The sequence below is a fragment of the Nonomuraea sp. SYSU D8015 genome, assembly GCF_008065375.1.
Classification (GTDB): domain Bacteria; phylum Actinomycetota; class Actinomycetes; order Streptosporangiales; family Streptosporangiaceae; genus Nonomuraea.
Genome location: NZ_VJYI01000061.1, coordinates 1 through 1,964, shown reverse-complemented (window position 1 = coordinate 1,964; position 1,964 = coordinate 1). Strand labels below are relative to the sequence as shown.

Sequence of the window (1,964 nt, the reverse complement as noted above, 5' to 3'; positions counted from 1 at the left end):
TCGATGCCGAGCTCTTCCGCGGCGCGGAAGACGTCCTCGTCGGTGTCGCGCATCTCGATGGACATGCCGTCGCTGGAGAGCACCTCGACGTTCAGGCACAGCGACTGCATTTCCTTGATGAGGACCTTGAAGGACTCCGGGATGCCGGGCTCGGGGATGTTCTCGCCCTTGACGATGGCCTCGTAGACCTTCACGCGGCCCAGGACGTCGTCGGACTTGATGGTCAGCAGCTCCTGCAGCGCGTAGGCGGCGCCGTACGCCTCCAGCGCCCACACCTCCATCTCACCGAAGCGCTGGCCACCGAACTGGGCCTTACCGCCGAGCGGCTGCTGGGTGATCATGGAGTAGGGGCCGGTCGACCGAGCGTGGATCTTGTCGTCGACCAGGTGCAGCAGCTTGAGGATGTAGATGTAGCCCACTGCGATCGGGTACGGGAACGGCTCGCCGGAACGCCCGTCGAACAGCTGGGCCTTACCGCTGGGCATCACCATCCGGTCGCCGTCGCGGTTGACGAGGGTGCTGCCCAGAAGGCCGATGATCTCCTGTTCGCTGGCGCCGTCGAAGACCGGGGTGGCGACGTTGGTGTGCGGCTCGACGCGGTCGAAGCCCTTCTCGCGCAGCCGGTCGGCCCAGGCCTCCTGGATGCCCGTGATGTCCCACCCTCGGGCGGCGATCCACCCCAGGTGGGTCTCCAGCACCTGGCCCACGTTCATCCGGCCGGGCACGCCCAGCGGGTTGAGGATGATGTCGACCGGAGTGCCGTCCTCCAGGAACGGCATGTCCTCCACCGGCAGGATCTTGGAGATGACACCCTTGTTGCCGTGCCGGCCGGCCAGCTTGTCACCATCGGTGATCTTACGCTTCTGCGCCACATACACGCGCACCAGCTCGTTGACCCCCGGAGGCAGCTCGTCGCCCTCCTCACGGGAGAACACCCGCACCCCGATGACCTTGCCCTGCTCACCGTGCGGCACCTTCAGCGAGGTGTCCCGCACCTCACGCGCCTTCTCACCGAAGATCGCGCGCAGCAGCCGCTCCTCCGGCGTCAGCTCGGTCTCACCTTTCGGGGTGACCTTGCCGACCAGGATGTCACCCGGCACGACCTCGGCGCCGATGCGGATGATGCCCCGCTCGTCCAGGTCGGCCAGGACCTCCTCCGACACGTTCGGGATGTCCCGGGTGATCTCCTCGGGCCCCAGCTTGGTGTCGCGGGCGTCGACCTCGTGCTCCTCGATGTGGATCGAGGACAACACGTCGTCCTGCACCAGCCGCTGCGACAAGATGATGGCGTCTTCGTAGTTGTGGCCCTCCCACGGCATGAACGCCACCAGCAGGTTCTTGCCCAGCGCCATCTCACCCTTGTCGGTGCACGGGCCGTCGGCGATGACCTGGTTGACCTCCACCCGGTCGCCCTCGGCCACGATGGGCTTCTGGTTGAAGCTGGTGCCCTGGTTGGAGCGCTTGAACTTGGCCACCCGGTAGGTGGTGCGGGTGCCGTCGTCGTTCATGACCGTGATGTAGTCGGCCGAGACCTCCTCCACCACGCCCGCCTTCTCGGCGCTGATGACATCACCGGCGTCGGTCGCGGCACGGTATTCCATGCCCGTGCCGACCAGCGGCGCCTCGCTCTTGAGCAGCGGCACCGACTGGCGCTGCATGTTGGAGCCCATCAGCGCGCGGTTGGCGTCGTCGTGCTCCAGGAAGGGGATCATCGCGGTGGCCACCGACACCATCTGGCGCGGCGACACGTCGATGTAGTCGACCTCCTCGGCCCGGGCCAGCTCGGTCTCACCGCCCTTGGTGCGCACCAGGACGCGGGACTCGGCGAACGACCCGTCGGGGTTGAGCGCCGTGTTGGCCTGCGCCTTGACGTAGCGGTCCTCCTCGTCGGCGGTCAGGTAGTCGATCTGGTCGGTCACCTTGCCGTCGACGACCTTGCGGTAGGGCGTCTCGACGAAGCCGAA

At 66.9% G+C, this 1,964-nt stretch carries 1 protein-coding gene; it reads right to left on the bottom strand.

Going from position 1 to position 1,964, the window contains the following annotated elements; all coding sequences use genetic code 11:
- The coding region (gene rpoB, locus ID574_RS59190) for a DNA-directed RNA polymerase subunit beta (protein WP_188197857.1) at nt 1-1,964 on the bottom strand (1,964 nt) is incomplete at both ends.